This is a genomic window from Providencia sp. PROV129 (assembly GCF_028482245.1).
Classification (GTDB): domain Bacteria; phylum Pseudomonadota; class Gammaproteobacteria; order Enterobacterales; family Enterobacteriaceae; genus Providencia; species Providencia vermicola.
Genome location: NZ_JAMPQD010000035.1, coordinates 35,122 through 44,625 on the forward strand (window position 1 = coordinate 35,122; position 9,504 = coordinate 44,625).

The following is a 9,504-nucleotide window of genomic DNA, read 5'->3' on the forward strand; positions in this document are numbered from 1 at the left end:
TCTCAGGATGAATAAGTTATTTTACCGTTTAATTTTTAATGCAGCGCGCCAAATGGTGATGGTCGTTGCGGACATTACTCGAAGTCATCAAGCAGGGCCTGCGTGCCAAACAGAAAATCGTGTTAAAAAAACAGCAAATAGCCGAGTTCGTTGGTCAATTAAACCCATTGTTACCAGTCTTTGGTTGACGCTGGGTATGGTGAGCATTAGCGCCTCCGCATCGAACATTAAAGCGGATAGTAATGCGCCTAGTAATCAGCAACCGACGATTGTGAATACCCAAAATGGGTTACCTCAAGTGAATATTCAAGCGCCTAATCGTGATGGCGTTTCACGTAACCAATACAGCCAATTTGATGTTGATAACAAAGGGGTAATCCTGAATAACAGCCGCCACGACGTCAACACTCAACTGGGTGGAATGATCCAAGGCAATGAGTGGTTGGCAAAGGGCGAGGCGAAAATCATCTTAAATGAGGTAAATAGCCGCGATCCGAGTCAATTAAACGGTTTTATCGAAGTTGCAGGGAAAAAAGCCGATGTGATCATCGCCAATCCAGTGGGGATCACCTGTAATGGTTGTGGGTTTATCAATGCGGATAAAGCTTTGCTATCGGCAGGCAAAACCTTGATTGAAAATGGCAAAATCAAAGGGTTTGAAGTTGATAAAGGCAGTATCAATATTGTTGGTAAGGGGTACAACGGTAATGGTACCAACTATACGGCGTTAATCGCCCGTTCAGTCAATATTAATGCTAAATTGCATGCTAAAGACTTAGCCATTACCACAGGGAAAAACACGGTTGCAGCGGATGGGAAAACCATTCTCAAAACGGATAATTCCACAACGGATGATAAACCTGAGTTTGCTTTAGATGTTGCTGCATTGGGGGGGATGTACGCCAATACCATCAAAATGCGTGGAACAGAAAATGGCGTGGGTGTACGAAATGCAGGGCATATTGGGGCAGAAGCTGGGGATATCACTTTATCAGCGAATGGTAAAGTGGGAAACTCGGGGGTGATCACGGCACGCCAAAACATTGCCATCGACAGCCAACAATCAATTCATAACCAAGGTACTGTTTTAGCTCAGCAAAATGTGAAGCTCAATGCAAAACAGGCAATTACCAACACCGATAAAGGCCAAATGGTTGCTGGGGGTGATACGGCCTTAAATGCCGCACAAATCAACAGTGATAAAACAGCCTTGCTCGCGGCAGGGGTCGACAGCAAAGGAAAATTAACCTCGGCGGGCTCTTTAACGGTTCAAGGTGATAAAAACGTTACACTTCAAGGTGATATTGTTGCTAAAGAATCGTTAACAGCGACAGGGAGTGAACTCGACCTTTCGTTCTCAAATACCCAAGCTCAAAACATCACACTGACATCGACAATAAAAGATATTCGCACCAAAGAAGCGCATTTACAGGCAACGGATAAAGTCACATTAACGGCAAAAACAGGGATTGATAACCAAAAAGGGGAAATTGTTGCCAAAGACTTGTTGTTAATTGCCCCTGAATTTATCCATAACCAACAAGGTAAATTGGTCCAAACGGGCAATTCGAAAAACGCATTACAGACCCAACTGCTTGATAACCAAAATGGGGAAATTAACCTTGCGGGTGATACCGCAATCATCACGCAGCAGTTGAATAACCAGTCAGGGCAGCTGCTCAGCCGTGATGGCAAAATGGATATTCAAAGTCAAAATGTGAACAACCAGCAAGGCACGATTTTAGCCTCTGGCAAACAAGGGCTATCCATCAAAACAGACAAGTTGGATGGAAAAAAAGGGGAAATTCTGACCAGTGGCGCCCTAAGCTTAACTGGGAAATCCATGAATTTGGATAATGGGAAGACTCAAGCTGAACAAATCACCTTAAAAGCCAATGCGTTCTCTCATCGCCAAGGAAATATCCTACAAACAGGCGATAAAGCCATGACGGTGGACGTTGCGACGACCTTGGATAACCATGGGGGAAGTGTGTCATCCAAAGGTGACCTGCACATACAGGCCGATAACCTTGATAACAGGGATGGTAAATTATTCACCAGTGCTAACAAACAGTTAGAGATCACTGCAACCACAAAATTGAATAACACGCAGGGCGTGATCCAAACTGATAAATATTTAGCTATCAAAGCCAATCAGCTGGTGAATACACAAGGAAAAATTAGCAGTTTATCAGGCGCTGCATTACTCACCGCAAACCAGGTGGATGGCCATAAAGGAACGGTTTTCGCACAAAACTCTTTGCATATTGAAAGTCAAGATATCAATTTAAATCATGGGCTTACGCAAGCTAATCAAATTACCATTTTAGCCAATAACTTTTCCCATCAAGGTGCAACGTTACTGCAAGTAGGGGAAGGGAAAACAGAACTACGCATTCAAAATCATTTTGATAATCAGCGTGGGGAAATCTCCAGCAATGGGCAAATTGAGATTTCAGCCAATGCGTTGAATAACCAAGACGGCAAAATTATTGCAGCGAAATTAGGGCAATTATCCCTAAATATTCAACAAGCATTGAATAATACTCAAGGCACATTATTAGGTAATCAAGGTATTAAACTTGCAGCAAATCGTTTGATTAACCAATCAGGTAAACTTATTGCGAGCTTTGGAGATAACCAGCTAACACTTAAGCAGCTAGAGGGCGAGAAAGGCGAAATACTCTCGAAAGGCAAGCTGACTTTAACGGCAGATAATCTCAACCTTAATGGCGCGATTACTCAAGCGGATAATATTCAGATAGACGGGAAAACCCTTTTTCACCAACGTGGGAAAATGCTGCAAACAGGCAGTGAAAAAGGCCAAATCAAGCTGACTCAAACCCTTGATAACCAAGCGGGTAATATCAGCAGCCAAGGTTCATTACATCTGGATATGAATAGGCTGAATAATCAACAAGGTACTGTCGTTGCTGCGAAAGTGGGGGCATTGTTTATTCATGCACAAGACAGCGTAGATAACACAGCAGGAACGCTGTTTGCCGAACATGATTTCACATTGAACGCCCCGCAACTCACTAATGTGGATGGCAAGGTGATTAGCAAGCAAGGAAACATGTTCATTGTTGCTGAAAATGTACAAGGCCAGCGCGGGGAAATTGTTGCGGATGGGAAACTTGTCCTACGTGGGCAAGATATTGACCTTAGTGCAGGAAATACACAAGCCAATCATATCCAACTGACAGCGGAAAATCTAAACCATCAGCAAGGGACAATGACTCAACTTGGAGAGCAACAAGGTTCACTTCTCGTTTCTCGACACCTAAATAACCAAGCGGGTAACATCAGTGGTAATGGTTCTTGGCAGATAACGGCAAATACGTTAGGAAACCAACAAGGCAAAATATTCAGTGCAAGAATGGGGGCGTTAAACCTACAAATTCAACAGGTACTGGATAATACAAGCGGCACCTTAACTGGACGCCAAGGGGTATTCGCCGATACTCAATTACTGATTAACCGTACAGGTAAAGTGATTGCGAGTATGGGGGATGTTACCTTAAACAGCCAATCTCTTGATGGTGATAAAGGCGAGCTACTGGCTGCAAATACCTTGAATATTCAAAGTGAAACGCTGTCATTAAACCAAGGGGTTACTCAGGCAGCTCAGGTTTTTCTCACGGCAAACACCCTCGAACACCAAAATGGCAAATTATTACAAACAGGTGATAAAGCCGGAAAAATCACGCTGCAAGGGCGGTTAAACAACCAAGCAGGTGAAATTGGCAGTAATGGCCACTTTACGATAACAGCAGATTCCCTTGATAACCAAGATGGCCAGATCTTAACAGCAAATAATGGTCACTTATCCATTGGTGTAAAAAATGAGTTAGTTAACCAAAATGGTGCTTTGGTCGGTGAAAATGGCCTGAAAATCACAGCGAGTGAACTGAATAACCAGCAGGGTAAGGTTGTCGCACGCCATGGGAATAGCACATTAGATATTGCGGGTCATATCAATAACCAAGCGGGACTTATTGCGGCAGAGCAAGTATTGCAGATGCGTAACCAAGCACTGCAAAACCAGCAAGGGTACATTCAGGCCAATAGCATCAATATCAATACCCAAAACCAGTTATTTGATAACACACAAGGGGCATTGTTAGCGCAACAAAAACTCACGTTAAATAGCGGTAAAATTGAAAACCAGCAGGGCACCATTCAGTCAGGTAGTGACATGCTGATTGATACTCATGGTGAGCAATTAAACAATACACAAAGTGATGATAATAAAGGTATTTATGCACAAGGCGGGCTAACGTTAACCACGGGGGGGCTCGATAACGAAAAAGGCCGTATTGTGGCAAAAGGCCAGTTGGCGCTTAATAGCCAAGCGTTAACTAACCAGCAAGGTTTGATTGGCAGCCAATCTGCTATCTCGATGAAAACTCAGCAGTTGGATAACACCGAAGGCACGATTAAGGGGCAATCTATCACCCTTGATACTCAAGGCCAACGTTTAACCAACACCGCAAAAACAGACGATCAAGGGATTTTTGCTAGCCAAAAACTGGCGTTAACGGTTGGTGAGCTGATTAATCAACAAGGCCATATTCAAGCGAGTGATATTAGAATCGATACACAGAAAAACCGTGTCGATAACTCCCAAGGGGAAATTTTAGCCAGTTTCGGGTTAAGCTTGAACAGTGGGGAGTTTGATAACCAGCAAGGGCGGGTTCAAGCAGGTCTGCAGTTAGCCTTGGACACTCATGGGCAGCTTCTCAACAATAGCTACACACAAAAAACTGGTGGGTTGTTAAGTGGTGGGAACCTCACGCTCAACAGCGGCAAATTAACGAACCAGCAAGGGCAAATCCAAAGTGCGGGGGCAAATGTATTAACCTCTCAGACCTTGGATAACCAGCAAGGGCGGATTTATTCGGGTGGCTTATTGGATATCAATACTCAGAAAAATGATGTATTGAACCAAGAGGGCGTGTTAGCGAGTGAAGAGAAACTCACCCTAACAGCCAATGATCTGAAGAATCAGCAAGGGTTCGTGCAAGGTAAACAAGGCTTAAATGTCGATGTTAATCATATCGATAACCAAAAAGGCACACTCTTAAGTCAATCTTCAGCGAAAATCACAGGCACCACCCTGAATAACCGCGAAGGAACATTGCAATCACAGGGAAATAGCCACCTGACGATTACGCAAGGTGTTGATAACCAACAAGGGCAAATTTTATCAGGGGCAGATTTACAGGTTGCTAGCCAATACCTGAATAACACCAAAGGCACTCTTCAAGGGCTAAACAACGTTGAATTGCTTTTAGTGCAACAGCTTGATAACCAACAAGGCTGGATTAAAGCTAATGGTAACCTGAATATCACCGCAAAGAATATTGATAACCAAAATACCGCCCAAGCAGGGCAAGGGATTGAAGGGCAAAATACCACGCTAAAAGCGACTGAATTGAATAACCAACGTGGCGCAGTGCGCGCAGGGCAAGCTATTCAGGCAAATATCGCTCAATCCTTAAATAATAACCAAGGCATGGTATCCGCAGGGTCAGATTTGACCATTACTGATAATGTGAAAGGAAAAGCCTTAACGCTGACAAACCAGCAAGGGGTCATCGTTAGCAATGGTTCTGCGAGTGTATCAGCGAACACATTAACAGGCGAAGGGAAACTTATTGCCCAAAAAGCACTGACATTCGCTATTAATCAAGCATTTGAAAATCATGGGCGTATTCAGGCGGGCGAACGCTTAACCGCTAATTTTGCCCAAGGTTTCACAAATTATGGGCTAATGTCTAGCCTTGGTGAGCTGGCTTTAAGCACGACGGCTGTCATTAATCAGCTATCTGGGGAAATTAGTGGGCAAAATACGCGAATCAAGGCCAGTGGCAACGTCCTCAATACTGGGATAATTGATGGTACCTTGACCCACATTGTTGCAAAAAATCTCGATAACGTAGGTACAGGGCGTATTTATGGCGATTTCTTATCAATAGCAGCCAATGCCTTATTGAATGATAAACAAGGGGATAAATCGGCGGTTATTGCAGGGCGTAAAGAGGTTAATCTCGCAGTTTCTGAGCTGGTAAACCGCGACCACGCTTTAATTTACAGTGACGGTGATTTAGCCATCGGCAATGTGCTCAACGACAAGCTACAAGCCACAGGCCATGCTAAAAGTGTGAAAAACCACAGTGCAAATATTGAAGCGGATGGCAATCTTACTCTCAAAACTGATCTACTGGAAAACAAAGATATTCACTTAGAGCTGACTGAAAAACCAGTTGAAGTTAGCCGCGAGCACTTTGATTGGTACGATTACGGTAATGGTAAGCGCTATAAAATTCAGCCACGTAATGGTAACCAAACCCGTTATGCGATTAATGACGATGGTACGCTCAACAAGGAAGTGGGTATTCACTATGAAAAATCCAATCGCTGGCGGATGTTTGAGTATGGTAATTGGACTAAAAATTTCTATGAATATGATTACGACCGTATAATTTATGAAACGCAAATCATCAAACGCGATGCAGCATTAATCACCAGTGGTAAACACTTAACGATTGATGGACAGCAACTGAATAATGAAAATTCACGCGTTGTTGCGGGGCAAAACCTGATCTTAACAGGCTATGAGCTAAACAATAAAGAAGCACAAGGTGTTCGTCATATTTTTGAGGATGGAAATACGATTTATCGCTATAAAGGCGGTGGTAAATGGAAAACGCGTACTAGTACGTCAAAATACCAAGGTATTAATAGCGAAGAAGATTTACCGCTACATTTACTGGAGGTAAAAGAGCAAGCGGGGGGAATTAATAAAACTCACTTGGATGGTGTGAAAGTCAATCCGCTCGATGGCGCAGCGGATACCGTGTCTGAGTCAACGATAACGGATAACCAAGGGGCGTTGCTGGCGGAAACTACATTAAAAGACAGTCAAAATACGCCTCTTGAGCTTACAGCAGGCCAACAGGCTGAAGTAACGCAATTACCTTCGGTTTCGGCGAAAGCTGACGTGAGCGATGATAAAACTGTTGGCGCGACAGCGCAGACAGGTGATGCCAATGTGGGGAATGGTACTGATATTCAAGGCCAAACTGACGTAGGTAAAGGGCAAAATATCACGGCAGAAAAAGCGCCCCAAGGTAAAGACAACCTCGATACCGTGATCAGAACCGTTGGGCCAAGTACCCAATTGCCAGATAACAGCTTGTTTAACGTCATACCAGGCACGGATAGCCAGTTCTTAATTGAAACGGACTCTCGCTTCACTAATTACAAAAAATGGTTATCCAGCATTGATATTGTCACTAATGAGCAGCTACATAAGCGTTTAGGTGATGGCTATTATGAGCAACGCTTAGTTCGCGATCAATTGATTGAAACTACAGGGCAGCGCTTATTAGGCAACTACAATAGTGATGAAGAACAATACCGTGCGCTGCTGACGAATGGTGTTGCGTTTGGTAATCAATTTAACCTGACTCCAGGTATTGCATTATCACCAGAACAAATGGCGAACTTAACAACCGATATTGTGTGGATGGTAAATAAAGAAGTCACCTTGCCAGATGGACGTGTTGAGATGGTAAGTGTGCCCCAGGTGTATGTTCGTGCACGCCAAGGCGATCTAAACGGCAATGGCGCACTACTTGCAGGGCGCAATGTGTCTGCCAATATTACGGGTGATTTGCTCAATAGTGGTGAAATTAACAGCCGCGAATTAACAGATTTACGCGCAGAAAATATTGAAAACAGCGGGCGTATTCAAGGGAAGGATATTCAGCTCAACGCATTGAAAGATATAAAAAATGTGGGTGGTGAAATCCGTGGTTTAGATAGCGTATCACTCATCGCGGGGCGCGATATTCTCAGCGAAACCGCGCAGCGTGGAGATGGCCAATCACAATGGCTCGACCGCCCTGCCAGCATTTATGTTACGGGTGATAACGGTCAGCTTACCTTAAAAGCCGTGCAAGATATCAACCTGATCGCTACAGATGTTGGCAATTTAGGCGTTGATGGTAAAACCTCCATTATTGCGGGTCAGGATATTAGTTTAGAAACGCGCGATGTTAGCTCAGCGTTTGATTACACACATAATTCAAGCAATTACTATCGTGGCGCTAATAGCACAGAAGTGGGCACACAAATCCAAACTCAAGGGGATTTAACACTGTCTGCAGGTCAAGATCTCTCCGCTCGCGCAGCGAATGTGTCCAGTGGCGGCGAATTAGCTGTGAATGTGGGGCGTGATATTAACCTGACCTCAGGGGTGGAAAGCAGTGACTATGCTAAGCACACCAAACACACGGACAAAGGTTTTCTATCGAGCACCACAAAAGAAACCCATGATGAAGTCAACGCGCGTACTGCGATCAGCAGTACATTAAGTGGCGATAGCATCAAAATGACCGCAGGTAATGACGTGAATATTCAGGGCAGCAATGTTCTGGGAACTAACGATGTTGCCGTCAATGCAGGTAACCAGCTGAATGTCACTACGTCTGATGAGGCGTTACATGAAATTCATATGTCCAAGACGAAGAAATCAGGGCTGATGAGTACAGGCGGCTTGGGTTTAACTGTCGGATCAACGTCTCAAAAAGTCACGACTGATAGTGACAGTAACTTGAAAAAAGGCAGCGTAATCGGCAGCTCCGCAGGTGATGTGACACTGGAGGCTGGTGGTTCAGCGAACATCCATGGCAGTGATGTAATCGCCGCGAAAGATATTAATATCACAGGCAGTGACGTGAATATTACGGCCGCTGAAAATAGCCGAACCGATATCACGACGGTGGAAAGTAAGTCCAGTGGCCTCACGGTGTCATTAGGTGGTACTGCGGGCAGTATGTTAGACGGTATGGCGCAGACAGCGAAATCGGCGAAACAGGAAGACGATGGCCAATTAGCGGCACTTAAAGGGATGAAAGCGGGTCTGCAAGGTGTTCAAGCAGAACAAGCCGGTGAGTTGGCTGGGCTGAAAAAAGGCGGCAGTGTCACAGATGCCTTTGGTGTGAACGTGTCTTATGGCAGTAGCTCGTCAAAATCCACGACAAAAACGCAGCAAAATACCGCATCTGGTAGCAGCCTGAGCGCTGGGGATAATATTAACCTTACAGCCACGGGCAAAAAAGAAGGCAGTCAAGGCAACTTGGCAGTACAAGGCAGCCAGTTAACCGCAGATAAAGACATCACCTTAACAGCAAAAAATGATATCGACCTGACCAGTGCTAGCAACACGCAAACGGTGGATGGCAAAAACTCAAGCTCAGGCAGTTCAATTGGTGCGGGGATCAGCTCAGGCGGTTGGAACGTCAATGCCAGCGTTAATAAAGGCAGCGGTTTCGAAAAAGGTAATAGTGAGTATTACACCGATACACAGGTGGATGCAGGTAAACAACTGACCTTGAACAGCGGCAAAGATACCACATTAACAGGTGCGCAGGTCAGCGGCGAAACAGTGAAAGCCAATGTTGGCGGCAATTTAACTTTATCGAGCCAGCAAAT

General features: G+C 44.5%; 1 protein-coding gene. It reads left to right on the forward strand.

Features of this window, described 5'->3' with window-relative positions; genetic code table 11:
* Window positions 1-7: 7 nt before the first annotated feature.
* Window positions 8-9,504 (forward strand): hemagglutinin repeat-containing protein (locus PSF27_RS19780; RefSeq protein ID WP_272682111.1); only part of this gene is annotated, 9,497 nt, incomplete at its 3' end.